This window comes from Bacillus sp. P14.5 (assembly GCF_003316765.1).
In the GTDB taxonomy this organism is placed as follows: domain Bacteria; phylum Bacillota; class Bacilli; order Bacillales; family Bacillaceae_B; genus Rossellomorea.
The window spans coordinates 88,071-109,189 of the sequence record NZ_NIJF01000017.1 but is presented as its reverse complement, the minus strand read 5'-3'; the positions used below and the strand labels follow the sequence as shown (position 1 = coordinate 109,189).

The 21,119-nt window shown below is 45.0% G+C and carries 15 protein-coding genes, 2 pseudogenes and 1 riboswitch; of the genes and pseudogenes, 4 read left to right on the top strand and 13 right to left on the bottom strand.

Features of this window, described 5'->3' with window-relative positions; translation table 11 throughout:
* Nucleotides 1-896: 896 nt before the first annotated feature.
* Entirely contained in the window at nt 897-2,576 is a 1,680-nt protein-coding gene (locus B9Z54_RS02575) for a sulfite exporter TauE/SafE family protein (RefSeq protein WP_113926961.1), read from the bottom strand.
* Between the two features lie 444 nt (nt 2,577-3,020).
* Complete coding sequence (locus B9Z54_RS02570; RefSeq protein WP_113926960.1) at nt 3,021-4,427, bottom strand: MDR family MFS transporter; 1,407 nt, start codon at nt 4,425-4,427, stop codon at nt 3,021-3,023.
* A gap of 234 nt (nt 4,428-4,661) precedes the next feature.
* Between B9Z54_RS02570 and B9Z54_RS02565 the strand changes: the two genes are divergently transcribed.
* Nucleotides 4,662-5,336, top strand: a complete 675-nt coding sequence (locus tag B9Z54_RS02565; protein WP_113926959.1) for an NAD(P)H-dependent oxidoreductase — start codon at nt 4,662-4,664, stop codon at nt 5,334-5,336.
* 199 nt (nt 5,337-5,535) lie between these two features.
* A pseudogene (locus B9Z54_RS02560) lies at nt 5,536-5,748 on the top strand (KGG domain-containing protein); the annotation flags it as partial.
* 316 nt (nt 5,749-6,064) lie between these two features.
* Here the strand turns inward: B9Z54_RS02560 and B9Z54_RS02550 are convergent.
* Both B9Z54_RS02550 and B9Z54_RS02545 read right to left on the bottom strand, forming a co-directional pair.
* Nucleotides 6,065-6,247: a Fe3+ hydroxamate ABC transporter substrate-binding protein gene (locus B9Z54_RS02550; RefSeq protein ID WP_113926956.1), complete on the bottom strand. Its 183-nt coding sequence runs from the start codon at nt 6,245-6,247 to the stop codon at nt 6,065-6,067.
* 16 nt (nt 6,248-6,263) lie between these two features.
* Nucleotides 6,264-6,449: a hypothetical protein gene (locus B9Z54_RS02545; RefSeq protein ID WP_113926955.1), complete on the bottom strand. Its 186-nt coding sequence runs from the start codon at nt 6,447-6,449 to the stop codon at nt 6,264-6,266.
* A 177-nt stretch (nt 6,450-6,626) separates the two neighbouring features.
* Between B9Z54_RS02545 and B9Z54_RS02540 the strand changes: the two genes are divergently transcribed.
* Complete coding sequence (locus tag B9Z54_RS02540) at nt 6,627-8,075, top strand: MDR family MFS transporter (RefSeq protein ID WP_113926954.1); 1,449 nt, start codon at nt 6,627-6,629, stop codon at nt 8,073-8,075.
* Nucleotides 8,076-8,140: 65 nt separating this feature from the next.
* Here the strand turns inward: B9Z54_RS02540 and argH are convergent.
* The 6 genes and pseudogenes from argH to B9Z54_RS02510 form a co-directional block, all read right to left on the bottom strand.
* Nucleotides 8,141-9,522 (bottom strand): annotated as a pseudogene (gene argH / locus B9Z54_RS02535) (argininosuccinate lyase).
* A 35-nt stretch (nt 9,523-9,557) separates the two neighbouring features.
* A complete protein-coding gene (locus B9Z54_RS02530; protein WP_113926953.1) occupies nt 9,558-10,796 on the bottom strand; it encodes an argininosuccinate synthase in 1,239 nt (412 codons plus the stop codon).
* Between the two features lie 785 nt (nt 10,797-11,581).
* A complete protein-coding gene (locus B9Z54_RS02525; RefSeq protein ID WP_113926952.1) occupies nt 11,582-12,592 on the bottom strand; it encodes a FecCD family ABC transporter permease in 1,011 nt (336 codons plus the stop codon).
* Entirely contained in the window at nt 12,589-13,596 is a 1,008-nt protein-coding gene (locus tag B9Z54_RS02520) for a FecCD family ABC transporter permease (protein WP_113926951.1), read from the bottom strand. The genes B9Z54_RS02525 and B9Z54_RS02520 overlap by 4 nt, the downstream gene beginning before the upstream one ends.
* 207 nt (nt 13,597-13,803) lie before the next feature.
* On the bottom strand, nt 13,804-14,724 hold the full coding sequence (locus tag B9Z54_RS02515; RefSeq protein WP_113926950.1) for an iron-hydroxamate ABC transporter substrate-binding protein: 921 nt from the start codon (nt 14,722-14,724) through the stop codon (nt 13,804-13,806).
* A complete protein-coding gene (locus B9Z54_RS02510; RefSeq protein ID WP_113926949.1) occupies nt 14,675-15,520 on the bottom strand; it encodes an ABC transporter ATP-binding protein in 846 nt (281 codons plus the stop codon). The genes B9Z54_RS02515 and B9Z54_RS02510 overlap by 50 nt, the downstream gene beginning before the upstream one ends.
* Before the next feature lie 150 nt (nt 15,521-15,670).
* On the opposite strand from B9Z54_RS02510, the gene B9Z54_RS02505 reads away from it, so the two are divergent.
* The gene (locus tag B9Z54_RS02505) at nt 15,671-16,720 is read left to right on the top strand and encodes an NAD(P)/FAD-dependent oxidoreductase (RefSeq protein WP_113926948.1); all 1,050 of its coding nucleotides are present in this window, start codon (nt 15,671-15,673) and stop codon (nt 16,718-16,720) included.
* Nucleotides 16,721-16,903: 183 nt separating this feature from the next.
* Here B9Z54_RS02505 and B9Z54_RS02500 read toward each other — a convergent pair whose 3' ends face one another.
* From B9Z54_RS02500 to B9Z54_RS02490, 3 genes are read right to left on the bottom strand one after another with little or no spacing between them, the layout of a single operon-like run.
* Entirely contained in the window at nt 16,904-17,941 is a 1,038-nt protein-coding gene (locus tag B9Z54_RS02500; protein ID WP_113926947.1) for a ribonucleotide-diphosphate reductase subunit beta, read from the bottom strand.
* Nucleotides 17,942-17,965: 24 nt separating this feature from the next.
* Nucleotides 17,966-20,206 (bottom strand): ribonucleoside-diphosphate reductase subunit alpha, encoded by a 2,241-nt coding sequence (locus tag B9Z54_RS02495; protein ID WP_113926946.1) that lies wholly within the window; start codon nt 20,204-20,206, stop codon nt 17,966-17,968.
* A 21-nt stretch (nt 20,207-20,227) separates the two neighbouring features.
* Entirely contained in the window at nt 20,228-20,695 is a 468-nt protein-coding gene (locus tag B9Z54_RS02490) for an acyl-CoA thioesterase (protein WP_113926945.1), read from the bottom strand.
* Between the two features lie 157 nt (nt 20,696-20,852).
* Nucleotides 20,853-21,036: riboswitch (cobalamin riboswitch) on the bottom strand.
* Between the last annotated feature and the right edge of the window lie 83 nt (nt 21,037-21,119).

The following is a 21,119-nucleotide window of genomic DNA, read 5'->3' as shown; positions in this document are numbered from 1 at the left end:
CACTCTTTCTTTTATTCTCTGAGGGTTATTTGACCCCGAGGGGCTTTGTCCGTTCCGGTGGGTACGGACCCTTGGCCGCTGAAGCTGGACGGCAACAAAAGCGTAAGCGGTCTGGTATTATTAAAGGATGTATGAGCAAAAAACCCTCACCAAACCTTTTTAGAATCAAGGTTTGGTGAGGGTTTTAAATGTTATGGAGTGGATTGCAGCGGCAGTATGATATATTTGCCGGATTAGCGGGCAAGTGAGCCCCTTTAAGTTTGATAAATCTTTTTAAGCAGGGTGATTACTCCATAAACACTATGTTAGATCCGGAACAAACCTTCTGAAACAGGGTGATTACTCCATAAACACCATGCTAGATCCGCAAAAAGCCCTCTGAAGCAGGGTGATTACTCCATAAACACCATGCTAGATCCCGTTAAATTCCTCTGAAGCAGGGTAATTAGCCGATAAACACCATGCTAAATCCGGAAAAATCCCCTGAAGCAGGGTGATCACTCGATAAACACTATGCTAAATCCGGAAAAAACCATCTGAAGCAGGGTGATTACTTCATAAACACTATGCTAGATCCGCAAAAAGCCTTCTGAAGCAGGGTGATTACTTCATAAACACCATGCTAAATCCGGAAAATTCTTCTGAAGCAGGGTGATTAGCCGATAAACACCATGCTAGATCCGCAAAAACCCCCCTAAAGCAGGGTGATTACTCCATAAACACTATGCTAAATCCGCAAAAAGCCCCTGAAGCAGGGGGATTAGCCAGCAAACCCCTTCAGGCAAAGCCGAAGCCCCATATATAAACAGGAATATTCAAGACAACCGTAACAAAAGCCAGGTACCACCCAAAACCATTTTGCTGGCTCTGTTCATTGGTAGTACCTGGCACCCGAATTACTCCAGCCCCTCTATCTCCATTTCCCGAACAGGCAGGAAGCTTTCCCCTGTGTCAAGATAAGTGACGATTACGTTGTCGTTTTCTTTCAGGTAGATGCTCATCGGGTTGTTTTCCGAGGAAACGGTGTAGCTGTTTCCGCTATCCAGCAGGAAGAAAACCGTTGTGTAGTCTCCTGTTTTTTCTTTATATACCCGTGAGACAGTTCCGCTGACCTGTTTTTCTTCTGCCTCTCCGCTTCCGTTGACGCTTCCGCCTCCCCGCTGCAGGGCTGTTTTATACAGCTTAAGAGCCTGGTTCGGCGTGTTGGCATAGACGGAGATTTCCGGATTAGCGGCTGAAACGATAAAGTAATTCTGGAGGAAGCCATTGGCGTCCAGCACCGGTGTCAGCCAGCTCGCTTCACCATAGAAATTATACAGGATCGGCATTTCCCCGCCCCATTTCTTTTCAATGAATTTCTTCTCGATAATCTGGAGATTCCCTTGTGAGTCCATGTACGATTTTTCCAGATTGCCTGTGTAGAAGGTTGCCTCCCCCGTCCTCGAGTTCGTTAAGGAATAGCCAAGCATGCTGTCTACGCCTTCTTTTGGTGAGGTGAAATCTGTAAAGTAAAACATTTCTCCGTTTTCATCGAAAATCGGGCTGACGTTTGCCTCTGTTCCTTCATCTGATGGAAGCTTTACATCGGATTTTCCGAACAGACTGTTCCAGAAGCCTTTGACATAGTTTCCGTAATAACTGTTCTGCAGACTGACGGCTTCAGGCGATACAGCGCCATCGATGAACTCAGGTGCATCGTCCAGTTTATACGATTTCACATTTCCATTTTGCGGATCGACAATGACGATGCCATCCGCCTCGAAGCCGTTCCTGGCAGAGATGAATTTCCCATAAGTGCGGACATAATACGGCTTGCCGTTTTCATCCACTTCCAGCTGCACATCGCCGTTAAATATCTGCTTCGGATAGTTCATCCGGATATGGCGCTCGATGTTCTTATGAAAGTAGGAAGACCGTGTATAGACCATCTTTTCCTTCACAAACTTTGGATTTGCTGATGAATCTGTTGCGCTGATGGTGAAATAACCAGGTGTTTCGTCTCCCTTGAACCATTTGAAAAACCCTGAAAATTCCACTGGGGCGATGTAGACATATTCGCCGTTCACTTTTTGAATCTGCAGGTTTCCGAGCTCATAATAGCTTGTGTTTGGCACCTGTCCAAAGGCCTTCTTCATTTTATTGCGGGCGAATTTCGGCGGCACGCTGGCCGGTGTCTTTTGCTCATCGAATGCTTCGATTTCCGTTTTCACATCCATTTTGGCTGACTCGAATTTTTCATCCGCATTGAAAAGGAATGCAGTCAGCAGGTAGGCGCCTGCCAGCAGGGTTACTAAAAACACAGAGCTCTTAATCAACCGCTCCTTCCCTGCAGCCAAAAAGGCTCCTGCACCTGAAGCAATAATCAGAAAAATCCACATAGATGAAAAGTTACGATCCAGATTGCTTAGGTAATAAAATACGAATGTTGCTGCAACCGTGATGAGAAGTACCGCTGCCATTCCTGCGGCATTAAAACGGCTTTTCTCCTTCTTCCCGGCCCTTCCGCCCTGAAGCGGCACCAGCAGCACCGTTATGATCACACCCACTATAATTGAAAATAAAAAAATGCTTCCCATATGTTATATGTTTCTCCTTCCAGGAGTTAAGTTATTTTGCTTATTATATATACGGTTGAAGCAGAGTTTTAGTTTCATTTATTTTGATGGCCTCAATTTTGAGCTTGGCTATGGCTGAAGTACTCTCCTTCTGAAGCCTGATGAAAAACCATCCTGGCGAATGTTAATTTCAAGCGTGTTTCTGGCTACACTAGTGGTAGAAAGGAGAGATGAAGCATGAAACGAAAGATGAAGAATTTTTTTAAGAAGACAGAAGATATCGAAGTAAAACGAATCATGGATACAATCACCGACAGGCGAGCCAGTTTATATAATCGGATGTTTTAATAGAAAATCATTGTAATCAAGTAACCCAAAAGCAATATGGATACTGAAAAAACGAGTGCAAAACCATAGGGTTCACACTCGCAAATTCGACATATATCGGTGCGTGACTGTCACACATTACTCCTCCGCAGGGGTCGTTTTCCTCAAAAAGAATGACAGGATGATGCCTATTCCTGCCACGGCTCCGGCAGCGATGAAGGAAACGTTGACACCGTGTACCAGCCCCTCCATTCCGTATTCTGAAGGGTTGAGAGCACTGTTTGTCATGATGGTGACCAGCAGGGCTGTCCCTACAGAACCTGAAATCTGCCTCATGGTGTTATTCATAGCAGTACCATGCGGAATCAGGCTCGGCGGCAGTTGATTAAGACCGGCTGTGGTGACAGGCATCATCACCAGAGCAACACCGAACATCCTTACTGCGTTGACAACTGCCATGTATGTAAAGGACGTTTCAGTCGTCAAGTTGGTAAAGAAAAAGGTTGAAACTGTCACAATGGTCAGTCCGACGATGGCGAGCATTTTGGCACCGAATTTATCAAAAATCCTGCCGCTGACAGGATTCATGATCCCCATGATCAACGCTCCCGGCAGGAGCATAAGTCCTGATTCAAAAGCGGAAAACTCTTGCATGTTCTGCATATAAATCGGCAGGATGGTCGCCCCTCCAATCATCGCGATAAACATGATCATGCCGATGATGGTTGCCAGAGTGAAAATCCCGAACTTGAACACCCTGAATTCAAGGATGGGCTGCTCCAGCTTGAATTGTCTTTTGATAAAAACATATAGAATGACACTTCCAAGCAGCAAGGAGAGGAGCACCTGGCCACTTCCCCAGCCCGTGGTACCAGCCGTACTGAAGCCATACAGAATCCCTCCAAATCCCAGCGTGGAAAGGATGATGGATAGTACATCCAGCTTTGGATTCGTTAGTTTCGTTACATTTTTCAATACAAAAAAAGCAATGATAAAATCAATGATAGCTATTGGCAGTACAACATAAAAGAGAACCCGCCAAGGATATTGATCGACAAGGTAACCGGACAATGTCGGTCCAATTGCCGGAGCGAAAGAAATGACCAATCCGAACAACCCCATCGCGGATCCACGCTTCTCAACTGGAAAGATGACAAAAAACACCGTCTGCATCAATGGAATCATAATTCCGGCACCCGACGCCTGCACAATTCGACCAATCATAAGAAAGAAAAAGGTGGGGGCGATTGCGCAAATGAATGTCCCTGCCGCAAATAACCCCATCGCAGTCAAAAACAACCGCCGTGTAGTATACCGGCCGATGAGAAAAGCTGTAATGGGGATCATCACTCCGTTCACTAGCATAAATACAGTCGTCAGCCATTGTGCTGTATTAGCGCTTAAATCAAGATCCCTCATGATGTGGGGCAGTGCCGTAGCCAAAAGAGTTTGATTTAAGATCGCTGCAAATGCACCTGAAATCAAAATGGCGACAATCGGCACAATTTTAAATTCCTGTTCCTCTCTAGTTTCGGGTTTCTCCATCGTCCTCCCCCTTTTGCTTACCTTCCGCAGTTAAACGTATATATAATTCCCCCAGCGTTATAAAAGAAAACGCTGTAAAGTTATTTCGAATGCCGTAATAATTTTAGCGTTTTTGAGTCCCGCTCGACAACCAATGTGCTTACCATTTTCGTATTCTGCCTGAGCTGATTTCCTGAATGGATATCACCCTCTGTGTTATTTTATTAAAGATTAATGACAAAAGGAGATGACAAAATGCAAAACAATGAGGAAAAGAAACAGCAGATTCTTGATGCCTTTCATTTCAGGCATGCGACAAAGCAATTTGACCCTGACAAGAAAATTTCTGAGGATGACTTCCGTTTCATCTTGGAAACCGGACGCCTTTCTCCCAGTTCATTTGGATTCGAGCCGTGGCGTTTTCTGGTCATACAGGATCCCGGCCTTCGTGAAAAAATTAAAAATGTTGCCTGGGGTGCCTACACCAAGCTTCCCGAAGCCAGCCACTTTGTCATCATCCTGGCAAGAACCAAAGAGGATACAAGATACGATTCTGACTATTTGAAAGACCAGCTGAAAAATGTTTCTAAGATTCCGGAAGAGTTTCTGGATAAATTCTTAGGCAGAATCGAGGAATTCCAAAGAGAAGACTTTAACCTTCTAGAGGGAGACAGCCCCCTTTACGATTGGGCCTCGAAACAAACCTATATCGCCCTGGCAAATATGATGACAGCTGCCGCCCAGATCGGGATTGATTCCTGTCCTATCGAGGGCTTTAATATCAAGAAAATGAATACCCTATTAGCTGAAGAAGGTCTTCTTGAGAGCGGACACTTCAGCATTTCCGTTATGGCGGCATTCGGTTACCGCACTGAAGACCCCCATCCTAAAACCAGAAGATCCTTTGATGATATTGTCAAATGGGTGTAACGAACAGGCCCGGCGCAGTAAACTAGTGCCGGGGTATTTCCGAAAACTAATTACCAATTAATCCCACCTTGTTTAAAGAGAAGAAGAGGGGGAAAAAAGAAGCAAAGGCAGAATTCAATCCCATGAATGCCTTTTGTAAATGCTGGTGTAATCGTCTTAGATGGAAAAAACTATTTTTAAAATTTAAGGAGGAGTTACAATGGCTACAAACAACAACAATAACAACCATGGCAAAATGTCAGTGGAACAAGCAGGCCGCAAAGGCGGAGAAGCTACTTCAAATAACCATGACAAGGAATTCTATCAGGAAATCGGCCAAAAGGGCGGAGAAGCTACTTCCCAGAATCACGACAAAGAATTCTACCAGGAAATCGGTGAAAAAGGCGGAGAAGCCAGAAGCCGTCAAAACAACAATAATAACAACAATAGCAGCAACAACAACAGCAGCCGCTAATACATGGAACAAAAAGAAGCCTGCACGAATTGTGCAGGCTTCTATAATGGAAAAAAACTATTAAAATTGTGTATAGCATTTTTGGCACTGCTGGCCGTGTCTCTGCCTTTTATTTTTTGTTTTGCACGCAGGGCATATGACAAACCCGGTATTTTTATCCAGCCCTTTATTTTGGTGAAAATAGTTATGCAGAGCTTTTGCAGCAAGCACCAGTGTAAAGGTAATGCATCCTCCCAAAAGAAGCAACATAGAAATCATCAAGATTCCGTTCACATTAAACCTCTCTTTTTCTGCCTTCTTTAAAGCACGACTGGCATATAAATTTCCCTTCGTTTTTCAGGTAGGCTTTGATCTCTGTCATGCCTTTTCGTTTCGGCCAGCGCATCTTGACATATACTTCTTCCTCTCCCTCGATCTCCCTTTCGCATACCGAACATTTAGCCTTTTCACCAAACATCTATCTCTCTCCTGTCTTAATAGGGGGTAACAATCGTATTCAGTATGACGGTATACCGATATTCACCAGTCGGTATGACTTCCTGTACCGTAACATCATGTGAACCTATTTCTTCCCTTTTATTTTCTACGATTTGCTGCAGAACCTCCGCCAAAGAATGATTCTCCTGCAAGGCAATATCCACAAACTGCTGATCCTTCATGAGTGCACTCCTTCTTTCCTATAAATTTTTAAAAAATTGTTGGTTTATTTATCTACCTTATATACGGCGGGCATCCCGATTGGTTTCAGGATTTTAGCTTTTCATCTCAATCACTTGAGAATTTCAGCTAAATGAACGATTATATAGAAGTGTATTTATAGATTTGGAGGAACTGTTATGGAAAAAAAGATAAATTCCAAGGCGATACTCGTCACGTTCATGATAGGTGCTTTCTTTGCCATCTTGAATGAAACCCTGCTGAATATCGCTCTTACAGAGTTAATGACCGTCTTCAGTGTGGATGCGCCGACGGTCCAATGGCTGGCTACAGGCTTTATGCTTGTCATGGGTGTGCTGATGCCGATATCCGCGCTTCTGATTCAGTGGTTCACGACACGACAGATGTTCATAGGGGTCATGTCGATATTCCTGCTCGGAACCATCATTGCCGCTTCGGCATTGAATTTTCCCATGTTGTTGACGGGCCGGATGATCCAAGCTGTCGGAACCGGACTACTGATTCCGGTCATCTTCAATGCCCTGCTTCTGCTGTATCGGCCTGAAGTCCGCGGAAAAATCATGGGTACGTTCGGGCTTGTCATTATGTTCGCACCGGCAATCGGCCCTACCTTATCTGGAGTGATTGTTGACTTACTCGGATGGCGCTGGTTGTTCATTACAGTGATTCCATTTGCCGTCTTCTCCATTTTGTTTGCGATTAAATATTTAGAGAATGTCGGGGAGGTCACAAGACCAAGTGTAGATATACTGTCGATCATCCTGTCTTCCATCGGAATCGGGGGCATTGTGTATGGATTCAGCAGTGCCGGTGAAGAGGGTGCCGGCTTTACATCTGTCAGGATCATCACCATTCTTTCTGTCAGTATCATCAGCATCATTGTGTTTACGTTAAGACAACTGAAACTTGATCAGCCCTTGCTCGATGTCCGGGTCTTCAAGTATAAAAGCTACGCACGCGGAATCATCATATTTGTCATTGTCGTCATGGCTATGTTTGCTTCAGAAATCGTGATGCCGATGTATCTGCAAGGACCGCTTGGATACTCCGCGAAATTGGCCGGCCTGCTATTGCTCCCCGGAGCATTGCTGAACGGCTTGATGTCGCCTGTCATGGGATCGCTTTTTGATAAGTATGGTCCAAGGAAACTGATCATCCCTGGTACCTTGACACTTTTGGGAGTCATGATTTTCTTCAGCAATATAAACCCTTCAGTTCCGATCTGGTCGTTCGTTCTGGCTTATATGCTGTTGATGCTTGCCATATCAGCCATTATGATGCCTGCCCAGACTAATGCGCTGAATGAATTGCCGAAAAACTTGTATCCGCATGGCACGGCGATTGCCAATACGCTGCAGCCGATCGGCGGGGCGCTGGGTGTTTCCATCTTTGTCAGCATCATGACACAGGGTGAGGCCAGCTACCTTGAAGGGAAAACAAATGTCACCGAGGAAGTAGCTAACCAGGCCATGACCTATGGTGTCCACCATGCTTATTGGTTCGCATTGGGGCTTGCTGCCCTTGCCTTTATCACTGCACTCTTTATCAGGAAGGCCGTAGCACCGGATTTTGATGATGAGAAGAGCCCGTCTGAAACAGGTGCTTGATTCTATTTGGCTAAGATAATGCAAAACGCCTCCATTCTTGAGTGGAGGCGTTTTGTTATTTAAATTTATAAATGCGGAATCAACTTTTCCTCTGCCAATTTGATCTGCTCCCTAACCTGTGAAGGCGAGGTGCCGCCATAGCTTTTTCTTGCGCCCACCACATGTTCCGGAGAGAGTACCGTATAAATATCCTCTGAGAACAACGGGCTGAACTGCTTGAATTCTTCCATATTCAGATTCAGGAGAAACTTATTCTCGTTAAGCGCATAAAGGACAATCTTTCCGATGATTTCATGGGCATCACGGAAGGCAACCCCTTTGGTGACGAGATAATCGGCTATATCGGTTGCGTTTGAAAAATCCTGGCTGACCGCTTCCCGCATAGCTTCCTTGTTAACCACCATTGTTTCAATCATCGGGCCAAGTAATCCCAGCGACCCTTCTAATGTATCAACAGTGTCGAACATTCCTTCTTTGTCTTCCTGCATGTCTTTGTTATAGGAGAGCGGCAGACCCTTCAAGACAGTCAGCAGGCTGATCAGGTTTCCATAAACTCTGCCGGTTTTGGCACGAAGAAGTTCAGGAACATCTGGGTTTTTCTTTTGCGGCATGATACTCGATCCCGTACAGAACGAATCATCCAGCTCTATGAATTGAAATTCCTGGCTCGACCAAATCACCATTTCCTCAGACAACCGGGAAATATGTGTCATGATCAACGAACCGATTGATAGGAATTCGACAATGAAGTCTCTGTCACTGACCGCATCCATGCTGTTGGGATATACATAATCAAACCCTAGAAGTTCAGCTGAACGCTCACGGTTAATTGGAAATGTGGTTCCTGCCATAGCCCCCGCTCCAAGGGGCGACCAATTAACCCGCTTCTGGCTGTCCCGCAATCGCTCCTTATCCCGCTGGAACATCCAGAAATAGGCCAACAGATGATGAGCGAATGAAACGGGCTGCGCTCTTTGTAAATGAGTATAGCCGGGAATGATGGTTTCAACATTGTCCTGTGCCTGAATGAGCAGTGCCTCCTGGACAGCATTGACGAGTTCGATTATATGCTTTGTTTTCCGGTTAAGATAAAGATGCATATCTGTTGCAACCTGATCGTTCCGGCTTCTGCCAGTATGAAGCTTTCCCCCTGCAGGACCGATTAAATCGATTAACTGTTTCTCAATATTCATGTGGATATCTTCATGTTCCACAGAATATTCCATAGTTCCGGTCTCTATTTTTTCTTTATCTGTATGAGCCCCTCACTAATCGACTTGACGTCATCAAGAGGAATGACTCCGCATTCACCCAGCATTTTGGCATGAGCGAGACTTCCTTCAATATCTTCAAGTGCGAGCTTTTGATCGAACGAAATGGATGCGGTGAATTCCTCCACCAATTTGTTAGTCTCCTTCGTAAATCGTCCGCCCCATAGTTTTGTCATTTTTTCATCTACCTCCTGATTCGAAAGCTGCTCTCCTATGACCCAGTGGAACTGTGTAAGACTGCACTGCCTATATCGGTTTCTTTATTTACCTGAGAGTAAACTTTTGTCGTTAATCCCCATAGTTTTATAAAGCCAACTGCCGCATTATGATCAAAGGCATCTCCTTTGGAATAGGTGGCAAGCTCTTCGTTATATAAGCTGTGTGCGGATTGGCGCCCTGTCACAAAGTGTGTCCCCTTATGAAGCTTGATGCGGATCTTCCCAGTGACGACTGATTGTGTTTCGTCAATAAATCCTTGAAGTGCTTTATTCAATGGTGAGTACCATAAGCCTTCATAAATCAGCTTTGCCATCTGTGCGTCAACCGTTGTTTTAAAAGCAGTGATCTCACGGGGCAGGGTCAGAAACTCCAGCTCTTTATGGGCATTTATCAGAATTAAAGCCGCAGGGTTCTCATAAACTTCACGCGATTTGATTCCCACGAGGCGGTTTTCAATGTGGTCAATCCTTCCGATTCCATGTTTGCCGCCAAGTTCATTCAAGGTTTCAATGAGCGGTACAAGCTCCATTTTTTCACCATTTAACGCTGTAGGAACTCCTTCCACAAAATCGATTTCAATATTTTCTGCCTGATCAGGTGTCAGCTCAATTGGATTCGTCCAGTCAAATGCTCCCTCAGGTGCTTCCGCCCATGGATCTTCAAGCACACCTGCCTCACATGCGCGGCCCCATATATTTGCGTCGATGGAGTATGGATTATCCAAGTTGACTGGAATCGGAATCCCTTTTTGCTGTGCATAATGAATCTCCTCATCCCGGGTCATCCCCCACTCCCTTACAGGAGCAATGACTTTCATTTCGGGCGCAAGAGCATTGATGGAAACTTCAAACCGCACCTGGTCATTTCCCTTTCCCGTACACCCATGGGCGACCGCTGCTGCTCCTTCCTGCTTCGCTACATCAACAAGCAATTTAGCAATCAGGGGACGTGACAAGGCTGAAGACAAAGGATATTTGCCTTCGTATAAACAGTTAGCTTTCAGTGCCGGCAGGATATATTCCTTAGCGAGCATTTCCTTTGCATCGACCATATACGCTTTCTCAGCTCCAACTTGAAGTGCCTTATCTTTTATAAAATCAAGGTTCTTCCCTTCACCGACATCAAGCCCCAAAGCGATGACATCATACCCATACTTTTCTTGTATCCATTTAATTGAAACCGAAGTATCCAGTCCTCCGGAATAAGCCAGTACAATCTTTTCCTTCTTCACGAACAGAACTCCCCTTCCACCAGTTATAATGAATTAAAATTAATTATACTGAATTTTTATACATAATCAACCGTTTTTTAAAGGATAGATAAAAAGTATCACAAAATTGGATATGCATTTTTTTGTATAATTATATCTTTATGGTTTTGTATATGCCGGCAAATGCCTAATGTACATACCTTAAAGAGCCCGAACTCCCTCATCACTTTAAGTCCTATTTCTGATCAGATCAGGTGGAATTTTTGTGTTCAATTGTTCTAAGTAATTCAATATACTTAGTTTTCCTTAACCGCTGTGTTATCTAGTCCAAATAGCCTTGTTGTCCTCTGCAAATCTTCCTATTATCTTTTTCAAAACCTGTTCGGTATCTTGTTTGTGACAAGGGTTGTTTTTTGAAAGGTTGTTGCTTTCGAATGGTATTTTATCCTCCTACTAATTTTAGGTAGAAGGATTGGAGCGGAAGGTGTACGATTTCCTGCGGGACTAGCGGGACAGGTGAGACCCCGCAGGCGAAGCCGAGGAGGCCAGGCGCCCGCCCCGCGGAGTCGTGCGCCTGGAGCGGAAATCCATTACTTTTATAACAACCACAACCTTTGAGCAAACAGCCATTTAAAAAAAGCACTGAAAACAGCTGAAAAAAGTGGAGAAATTCCTTTATTTTCTTCCATGATGGAAGATTTTTAATACCACGTTTTAGTCTCTTTTGAACCCCGGCATACCAATGGTTTTCAAGACCCTTAAAAAAAGAAGCAGAACCCCAAATGGATTCTGCTTCTTTTCTGCAACTATATTTTTTTCATCAGCAAATACATAAAATATGGTGCGCCAATCAAGGCTGTCATGATGCCTGCGGGGATGCCGTCAGGGTCGGTAAGATTGCGGCCGATGGTGTCGGCAAACATCAGCAGCCAGCCGCCGGAAAGAATGGCTACAGGAAGATACAATTGATGCCTCGGCCCTACCAAAGCTTTTGCGATATGAGGAGCCATGAGGCCGACAAATGCGATTCCTCCCGTTACGGAGACCGCTGCGGCCGCAAGCGCTACAGCTGCCAATAGAAGAATGAATCTTTCTTTTTCAAGAGACACTCCCACTCCCACTGCAACAGGCTCATTCAATCCCAGCAAGTTCAGCTTGTTCGCTTTATAAAGGGTGAAAGGGATCAGGATGACCAGCCAAGGCAGGATGGCCAATATAAACGGCCAATCCCCTCCCCAAATATTGCCGGCCAGCCATCTTGCGATAAAGTCGACTTTCTCGCGTTCCGCAGAAGATATCAGGACAATCATCGTTCCTGAGAGGGCCATTGAGAAGCCGACCCCGGTCAATACCAGGCGTATAGGCTGAAGGCCGGTCGTTCTCTTGTACGAAAACAAGTATATAAGGCCTGCGGTTAAAAAAGCCCCCGCGAAAGCGATCAATGGAATGGCATAGACAAATTTCCCAACTTCTATCGGAAAGAATAAAAAGAAGACAGCAATGGCAGCTCCGGCTCCGGAGTTAATCCCGATAATGCCGGGGTCAGCCAGATCGTTTCTTGTGATACTCTGCAGGATTGCCCCCGAGACTGCCAAAGCCATCCCTGCCAGCAGGGTAATGACGATACGCGGCAGCCTTACAGAAAACAGGACAAACTCTTCCTTGAACGTCCCCTGCCCAAGAAATGTGGGAAGCAGACGGCCATATGACAGAGTGGAGAAGCCCATCCCCATTCCAATGATAGCTGTGAAGATTATAAGAAGCACTAAGAACACCATAACACGGCGCTGTTTCTTGATTACAGAAGGATGAATCATGAGAATGCTCTGCCTCCTTTATTGACTATAAATATGAAAAAAGGCAGACCAAGAATGGAAATGATGGCTGCAACCGGCGTTTCATACGGCATATTGATTGTCCGTCCGAGAGTGTCAGCCCACAACATGAACGAAGCTCCGATCAGTGCTGACATCGGCAGAATGAAGCGATAGTCCGTCCCGATAAAAGCGCGGACGATATGCGGAATCATCAGTCCAATGAAAGCAAGGTTCCCTACAAGCGCCACGGATGCGCCAGCCAGGAGAGTCGTGACCACAAACAGAATCCCTTTCACGCGTGCAACGTTTTGTCCCAGCCCGACTGCCAATTCATCATTCAAGCTGAGAATTGTCAGCTGTTTAGATAAAGCAAAGGCAATCAGCGTGCCCAAAGCAATAAACGGAACAATAATATTCAGCTGGGACCAGGTTGTCCCTATCAGACCCCCTGCCGTCCACATCGTCACATCTTTAGAAATTTTAAAATAAAGTCCGATTCCTTCTGCCACAGCATATAAGAACGCAGACACCGCAGCTCCTGCCAGCACAATCCGCAGGTGAGAAAAGCCGCCCTTTTTGGCAGCGCTCAAGCCAAAGACCAGAACAGCTCCCAGTGAGGCGCCAATGAAGCAGGCAATCATAATAATAAAATAGTTCGCATATGGAAGGAAGGCCAATGTAAAAGCAAGGGCTGCATTTGCCCCCGCAGTCAACCCAAGCAGTCCAGGGTCAGCAAGAGGATTACGGGTCAGCCCCTGCATGACTGCTCCTGAAACTCCAAGGGCAGCCCCCACCGCCACGGCGGCCACTTCCCTTGGAAGACGGATTTCGCGTATGATCGAGTTGGACTCATTCGTTTCCACAGCAAAGATTGCTGACCATACCTCTTTGATTCCTATATCAGCAGCTCCCAGCGCCATCGCCGCCGTAAAAGAAACCAGCAGTATGGCCGCTCCAATGATGAATTTGTATGTAAGTTTAATGGATTGAGATACATTTTTCATGGCTATCATCTCTTTTTATGTATTTGGATTGGTTTAATTTTTCAATAGTTTAAAGGCTTTATAGCTTTATTGTTTTTTACTTTTTACAGCGGAAGTCTGACTATTTCCTGCCCGGCCCGGGAAGTCGTCCGCCCGGAGCGGAAATCCATTTCGTCTAAAATCAAAAGAGGAATCCTTCCTGAGAAGAATTCCTCTTTCGTTTAGCAATTAAAATACCTCTTTGAACGTCTCCAATTGATATTCTAGTGTCAGAGGATCATTAAAGTAGAATTCCATCATATTCACTTCATAAACCTGATTGTTTTTAACAGCAGGAATGTTTTTATACGTATCGGTTTCCATGAATGAATTGTCCTGTTTCGGGTCTTTGCTCAGGATGACATAGTCGCCTGCATACTCAGGCAGGACTTCCAGGGATACTGCATAATAGCCAGGCTCCAGAGCGGATTCGATTACTTTTTCAGGCATTTTCAATTCCATTTCCTGATAAAGGATCTCTGTTCCGCGTCCCCAGTTATTACCGTAAACGTAAATTTGTTTACTGAAGTTTTCCAGAACCGAGACCGTTGCATCTTCGCCGATTTTGGCTTTGATTTCTTCTCCGGCTTCTTTCGCTCTTACTTTGAAATCATCAACCCACTTTTGTGCTTCTTCTTCTTTATTTAACAGTTTGCCGATTTCCACATGCTGAGTCAGATAGTCCACTTTTCCATATGTAAAAGTGACAGTCGGGGCAATTTCATTCAGCTTATCGATATTCTTGATGTTGGAAAGCCCGATGATCAGGTCCGGATCAAGCTCGATGATTTTCTCAAGGCTCTCATCAGTGACTTCCTCCACACCTTTTAACTTTTCATCAAAGCGCGGATTTAACTTCGACCAGGAATCAACCCCGACAAGGTCAACGTCTAGTGCCATGACATTACCGGCAAAAGAAGATAATACGATGACACGCTGAGGATCTGCCGGTACTTCAACAGGACCGTTCTCTGATTCATAAGTGATGGTTTCAGGTTCTTTTGTTTCTTTATCTTTAGTGTCTGCACTTGCATCATTTCCAGTATTATTTCCGCAAGCACTAAGAAGTAGCGCTAGCAAGAGCAGGAATGGCATAATTAACTTTTTCATAATGATCTTCTCCCTTTAATAAATGATAAGTCATGCACATCGGTTTGTTTGTACGCGGATCTCGTCCTATGACAGCATCAATTTGAAAAACCTGCTGCAGGACTTTATTCGTGACCACTTCTTCGCAGCTGCCTGCTTTAATGATATTTCCTTCTTTCAAAGCGATGATATGGTCGGCGAACCTTGCTGCCTGGTTGATATCATGCAGGACCATCACAATCGTCCGTCCCTGTTCCTCATTGAGCTTTTGCAGCAGTTCGAGGATTTCCAGCTGATGAGCCATGTCCAGATAGGTAGTCGGTTCATCCAGGAAGATCATTTCGGTTTCCTGGGCGATGGCCATCGCGATCCAAACCCTTTGGCGCTGGCCTCCTGACAAGGAATCCACCGGCAGATATTTATAATCCAGAGTTCCTGTCGTTTCTAATGCCCAATCAATCACTTCTATATCTCTTTTGGATAATCTCCCGAATCCGCTTTGATAAGGAAACCTTCCATATGAAACAAGCTCACCGACTGTCAAGCCGCCGGCACTTTCAGGATTCTGCGGAAGGATGGCCATTTTTCTCGCCAGGTTCTTCGTATCCTCCTTGGTAATGCTTTTGCCGTCCAGCACAATAGAGCCGCTTTGAAAACGGATGATTCTCGTTAACGCTTTCAAAAGGGTCGACTTTCCGCAGCCATTCGATCCGATAATCGTTGTGATTTTTTTATCCGGTATCTCAATCGACATATCTTTCACAATAAGCTTTTCACCGTAGCCTATATGTAATTGGTCAGTATGAAGGCGAACCATGTTAACCCTCCTGTAGTTTTAAAATTTCTCATTGATAATGATTATCAGTTTCGGTACAATGTAACTATAAATCTTTTAAAACTTTCTGTCAATCTCTTTTTGAGAAGGATTCTCACTTTTATAGAAATCACAGAATGAGGAGCGGTCGTCATGAAGGAAAATGAATGCTTTGACGTAACTATTATCGGCGGAGGGCCCGCCGGACTCTACTCGGCGTTTTACAGCGGCCTTAGAGGGATGAAGGCAAAAATTATTGAATTCCAGCCTCAACTCGGAGGCAAGATCCACGTATATCCTGAAAAAATGATATGGGATGTCGGCGGGCTGACGCCTACTCCTGGAGCAAAATTGATCGACCAGCTCGTCGAACAGGGCCTGACTTTCAACCCGGAAGTAGCACTTAATGAGAAAATCGTCTCCATTGCGCGTGACGAGGATGGACTCTTTCTATTAAAAGCTGCGTCGGGCAATGTCCATTATTCCAAGACGGTTATTGTCGCCGTTGGGAGCGGGATCCTCCAGCCGCAGAAATTGAATATTGAAGGCGCGGACCGATTTGAAATTTCTAATCTGCATTATACAGTGAAATCCCTGAAATATTTCAAAGACCGCACAGTGATCATTTCCGGAGGAGGCAATTCTGCAATCGATTGGGCTAATGAACTTACCCCGATTGCAAAGCAGGTTTACCTCACTTGCCGAAAAGGACAGTTGAGCGGACATGAAGCCCAAGTGGAACAACTGATGAACAGCTCTGCTCAGACCTTCTTGAATACTTCCATAACAAAGCTTCTTGCTAAACATGGGGAAGATGTCATTGACCGGGTTGAACTTCTCAATAATGTCACCCAGGCAACCTCCTCTCTCTCAATAGATGATGTCATTATCAATCATGGGTTTGACCAAGACGCCTCACTTCTGACTGACAGTGAACTTAACATCAAAATGATGGATAACTTTTATATAGAGGGAAGCACGATGTGTGAGTCCTCCATTCCCGGCATTTTTGCCGCTGGAGACATCATTAAGCATGAAGGAAAACTAAATCTGATCGCAGGGGCGTTCCAGGACGCGGCCAATGCTGTCAATAAAGCGAAGCAGTTCATTGAACCGGATGCTGGAGCCTTTGCGATGGTATCGTCGCATAATGAAGTGTTTAAAGACCGGAATAAGGAGCTTGTGCGGCAGCTGGTTAAATAAAATTAAAAGGCGTGTCCCTCTTTTGGGATACGCCTTTTTGTTTTGTGGTTGAGAGCCTGGCTCAGATCTACCTTTTTGAGCCTGGCTCAATTCCACCTTTTTGAGCCTGGCTCAGATTCACACTTTTGAGCCTGGCTCAGATTCACACTTTTGATCAAGGCTCAACTAATGACCCTAAGAAGCTTAAAGCTCATCAAATCCATTAGCATCGGACGTTTTGGTATATTGCCTGGATTTCTGCTCAAAGAAATCCGTTTTTCCCATGTCCACTTCCTGATAGGCGACGATCCATCTTATCGGATTGGTACGGTGTCCATCAAACGGCGCTTGAAACCCAAGTTGCTGAGATCTTTTGTTGGCCATGAACTTGATATAGGCTTCAATATCAGTCATGAGGAGCCCCTCTATTTTGTCGCCGATTATCTGTCTGCCCCATTCAATTTCCAGCTCTGCCGCCTGTCTAAAGGCTTTCATGCCAAATGTTTGGAGCTCTTTTGTGTCATGGTCAGGATTTTCATGGAGAAGCTCTTTGAAGATTTTTTCAAAAAGCCCTACATGCAGCTGTTCGTCTCTGTTAATGTAATTGATCATCGTGGAGGTTGCCACCATCTTCTGGTTACGCGCGAGATTATAGAAGAAGGCGAACCCTGAATAGAAAAACAGTCCCTCTAAAATAACGTCGTATACAATGGATTGGAGCAGGTTTTCGATATTTGGATTCTCCACAAATCCTTGGTAGCCGTTGGTGATGAAATCGTTTCTTTTCCGCAGTGTCGGTTCTGTTCTCCAGTAATCGAACACCTCGTCCTGTTTCTTTTTGGAAACGATGCTTGACAGCACATAGCTGTAAGAGTGATTATGGACAACCTCCTGCTGAGCCAGAATGATCATCAATGCATTGAGGCTGGAGTCGGTTAAGTAGTCGGCAACCTTTCCTGCGTAATCGGTTTGGATGCTGTCGAGCAGCGCAAGCAGACCGATCACCTTTAAGAATGTTTCCTGTTCCTGCTCAGTCAGATTCGGGAATTGCTTAATGTCTTTGGACATATTGATTTCAAAAGGCGTCCAAAAGTTTCCGAGCATTCTTTTATATTTTGGGTAAGCCCATGGATACCTGACATCGTCCCAATTCAATATATTTGAACTTCTTCCATTGATGAGACCCGTGGAAGCGTTCGGAGCCTCAGAATCTATCAGTATCCGCTTCTTTAATTTTACCATTCCATCCATCCTCTCTGTAATTTCTCAGCTATGGCAGCTTTCACAATCATCGATTTCTGCATTTGATGTTGAACGCACGTAATAAGTGGTTTTCAAACCTGATTTCCAGGCATCAAGATGGATATCAAGCAATGCTTTTGCTTTGATGTCATTCCTCACATAAAGGTTGAATGAGATTGATTGGTCTACGTGGCGCTGACGCTTCTCGTTCTGCTTAATGCTCCAATGCTGGTCAATGTTATAAGCCGTTTTGTAATACCAGGTTGTGTGAGGCGATAAATCCGGTGCGGTGACCGGTATCTTGTAATCTTTCTTTTCCTCTGAATATTCCAGCCGGAATATCGGGTCGATGCTGGCAGAAGAGCCGGCAATCAGTGAAGTGGATGAATTCGGTGCCACCGCCATGAGGTAGCCATTTCTGATGCCATGCTGCTTTACCTTCTCCTTAAGCTCCACCCATCTGGAAGAGTTGTATCCCCTTTTTTCAAAGTAACTGCCCGTTGACCATTCTGAACCAGAAAAATAAGGATATGCCCATTTCTCTTCTGCCAGTGAGCTGCTTGCTTTTATTGTAAAATAGGCAATGTCTTCATAGAGAGAATCACAATATTGGACCGCTTCCTCACTTTCCCACTTGATCCCTTCCTGAGCGAGAAGGTGATGCCATCCGTACGTTCCCAGTCCGATTCCCCGGTACCTTTCGTTGGTGAGTTCAGCCTGAAGGACCGGAATGTTATTGATATCGATGACATTATCGAGCATTCTCACCGCGATGGTGACCACTTTTTCAAGGACCCCATCCTTTACTGCCTTGGCCAGGGAAACCGATGATAGGTTACAGACGACATAGTCTCCTGGGTTTTTGTACGTAATAATCTTTCCATCCTCTACCCGTTCTTCTTCCATGACCGTCGGGCTCATATTCTGCGTGATTTCCGTGCAAAGGTTGCTGCAGTAAATCATTCCTTTGTGCTGATTCGCATTCATCCTGTTGACTGTATCTCTGTAAAACATGTATGGAGTTCCCGTTTCAAGCTGCGATATCATGATGGATTTGAAGAGGTCGATGGCAGGTACGGTTTCATGGGACAATTCAGGATGAAAGACGCATGCCCAATACTTTTCCCTGAAAGACCCTTCCCCTTGCTGTTCATCGTAAAAATCTTCAAGCGAAAAGCCCATGACTTTTCTTACTTCGTGGGGATCGAACAGGTACCATTCTCCCCTGTTTTCCACCTGCTCCATAAAAAGGTCAGGAAGGCAAACGCCCGTAAACAGATCATGGGTGCGCTGCCTTTCATCCCCATTGTTCAGCTTTGCGTCAAGAAATGGAAAGATATCTTTATGCCAGACATCCAGATAGACGGCAATCGCTCCCTGCCTCTGTCCCAGCTGATCTACGGATACCGCGGTATTATTAAGCTGCTTCATCCAGGGAATCACTCCTGAACTGACGCCCTTAAAGCCTTTTATGTCACTTCCCCGGCTTCTGATTTTACCCATGTAGATGCCGATTCCCCCGCCGTTCTTGCTCAAGGTTGATACATCGGTATTCGAATCATAAATGCTTCTCAGATCATCTTCCACGGTGTCGATGAAACAGCTTGAAAGCTGCCCGTAGCTTTTTCCGGCATTTGCCAAAGTAGGTGTGGCCACGGTCATATATAGATTGGAAAGCGCCCAATAGGCTTCCTTAACCAGGTCAAGACGCTTCTCTTTTGGTTCTTCCGCCAACAGAGTCATCGCGATGATCATAAACCGTTCCTGCGGCAGCTCGATAAAACGGCCATTGTGGGACTTGGCCAAATATCTTTCGGCCAGGGTGACAATTCCTATGTAAGTAAACAGCCTGTCCTTTTCAGGATCTATCACTCTCTCAAGAACACCAATCTCTTCCACAGAGTAGGTTTCGCGAAGTCGCTTACCATAGATTCCGAGGCTCTCCAGCCTCTCAATCAGGTTATAAAAAGAGCCATAGCCCTTATGGGGATCCGTCCCTCTTTCCTCTGAACTCTTCCGGTATAAGCTTCTTATATAGATATCTGCTGCAGCATAGGTCCAGTCCGGTTCACTGCTGCTGATTCGCTCAACCGCTACGAGAGTAAGCATATGTTCAAGTTGCTCGACCGTTAAATCAGGCTTCGCTTCAATGGTTTGAAGCACTTTTTCCTCAAATTGGCCGAAAGAGAGCGACTGGTGTCTGCTCTTTAACTCTTCCAAAAGCTTCTGTGCGTTAACTTTATGCTGATCTGCCATTATTTCCATCTGGTATTCCTCCCAATCATTCTATTGATTTCTGGTTTCAAGACGATGTTGTTTACGCTGCTGTGCGGTCTTGAGCAGCCGTTTCTCTTCTGCTGTTTGAGGTATCACTCCAGGAACAGGCGTCGGCCTGCCTTCTTTATCCTTTGCCACCATTGTGAGAATCGAAGTGGTCGTAAGAGTCTTTCTTCCTGACTCAAGATCCTCACTTTCCACTTTTACAAACACTTCCATTGAAGTTCTCCCAGTGGAAACAACACATGCTTCCAAAGTGAGAATATCTCCAACAACGGCTGAGGAGAGAAAATTCACAGTATCAATCGAGGCCGTCACCACGACTTTCCTGCTGTGCTTCATGGCAGAAATCGCGGCAATTTCATCGATATAAGACAGGACTGTGCCTCCAAAGATGGTGCCCATATGATTGGTGTCCGGAGGAAGCACCAGCCTGGTAACGATGGTTCTGGATACATGTGAAGATAAAGTTTCCATTTTTCTTGGCTCCTTTTTCTGAAATTCTTCCAAAAAGAATGGGAAATGAAAAAAACCCATCGCAAAGGATGGGTTTTAAAACGTTGATATATTAATAGAAAGTACAGTCGAATCTACCAATGTATCCTCGTTATACCTTCCCAATTCCCGAAGAAGATAAGACGCTATAAAAATGGCAGGTCTCCTGACTTGTGCTTCACTCTACTTTAAGTCCTTCCCGTCTTTTTTGAAGACAGTGGTCGTCACTTATTTCGTCAGCACTTACAGTTGCGGGGACAGTTCCGGATTTTCACCAGATTCCCTATTAAGTCTATATAGACACCATTTTTACCGGCATTACACAATATGTAGTTGTTATTTCCAAGTCGAGGCACATAATATTGTGCTCTCCTTCTAGATGATAAAGGAATCGGAGACAGAATAC

Bases quoted from the DNA above. Each gene is read 5' to 3' on its own strand.
- B9Z54_RS02575 (WP_113926961.1), bottom strand. From the start codon at position 2,576: ATGGGAAGCATTTTTTTATTTTCAATTATAGTGGGTGTGATCATAACG.
- B9Z54_RS02570 (WP_113926960.1), bottom strand. From the start codon at position 4,427: ATGGAGAAACCCGAAACTAGAGAGGAACAGGAATTTAAAATTGTGCCG.
- B9Z54_RS02565 (WP_113926959.1), top strand. From the start codon at position 4,662: ATGCAAAACAATGAGGAAAAGAAACAGCAGATTCTTGATGCCTTTCAT.
- B9Z54_RS02550 (WP_113926956.1), bottom strand. From the start codon at position 6,247: ATGTTTGGTGAAAAGGCTAAATGTTCGGTATGCGAAAGGGAGATCGAG.
- B9Z54_RS02545 (WP_113926955.1), bottom strand. From the start codon at position 6,449: ATGAAGGATCAGCAGTTTGTGGATATTGCCTTGCAGGAGAATCATTCT.
- B9Z54_RS02540 (WP_113926954.1), top strand. From the start codon at position 6,627: ATGGAAAAAAAGATAAATTCCAAGGCGATACTCGTCACGTTCATGATA.
- B9Z54_RS02525 (WP_113926952.1), bottom strand. From the start codon at position 12,592: ATGATTCATCCTTCTGTAATCAAGAAACAGCGCCGTGTTATGGTGTTC.
- B9Z54_RS02520 (WP_113926951.1), bottom strand. From the start codon at position 13,596: ATGAAAAATGTATCTCAATCCATTAAACTTACATACAAATTCATCATT.
- B9Z54_RS02515 (WP_113926950.1), bottom strand. From the start codon at position 14,724: ATGAAAAAGTTAATTATGCCATTCCTGCTCTTGCTAGCGCTACTTCTT.
- B9Z54_RS02510 (WP_113926949.1), bottom strand. From the start codon at position 15,520: ATGGTTCGCCTTCATACTGACCAATTACATATAGGCTACGGTGAAAAG.
- B9Z54_RS02505 (WP_113926948.1), top strand. From the start codon at position 15,671: ATGAAGGAAAATGAATGCTTTGACGTAACTATTATCGGCGGAGGGCCC.
- B9Z54_RS02500 (WP_113926947.1), bottom strand. From the start codon at position 17,941: ATGGTAAAATTAAAGAAGCGGATACTGATAGATTCTGAGGCTCCGAAC.
- B9Z54_RS02495 (WP_113926946.1), bottom strand. From the start codon at position 20,206: ATGGAAATAATGGCAGATCAGCATAAAGTTAACGCACAGAAGCTTTTG.
- B9Z54_RS02490 (WP_113926945.1), bottom strand. From the start codon at position 20,695: ATGGAAACTTTATCTTCACATGTATCCAGAACCATCGTTACCAGGCTG.